Origin of the sequence: Pseudomonas sp. B392_1p, from assembly GCF_052245235.1 — a bacterium.
Classification (GTDB): Bacteria; Pseudomonadota; Gammaproteobacteria; order Pseudomonadales; family Pseudomonadaceae; genus Serpens; species Serpens gallinarum.
In genome coordinates, this window is sequence record NZ_JBQPXM010000039.1 from 1 (window position 1) to 298 (window position 298).

1 pseudogene is annotated in these 298 nt (G+C 65.1%); it reads right to left on the minus strand.

Annotated elements, in window-relative coordinates:
- A pseudogene (locus ACTV8E_RS20710) lies at window positions 1-298 on the minus strand (NAD(P)(+) transhydrogenase (Re/Si-specific) subunit alpha); the annotation flags it as partial.

A 298-nucleotide genomic window follows, 5' to 3' on the forward strand; every position in this document is an offset into this window, starting at 1 on the left:
CGATCAGCTCGGTGTTAAACGGGTTGAGCATGCCCACCAGCACGGTGCCGCTCTTCATCTGCGCCAGTTCGGCGTCGCCGGGGGCGACCACCTTGAGCACGATGTCGGCTGCAAAAGCCTCGGCGGCCGTGCCCATGGTGGCCCCCACGGCTTGATAGGCGCTGTCCGGGATGCTGGCGTTGCTGCCGGCGGCAGCCTGAACGGTCACCTGATGGCCCTGGCCGATGAGTTTCTTCACCGTTTCCGGGGTCGCAGCCACGCGGGTTTCCCCGGTGTGAGTTTCTAGAGGAATGCCGAT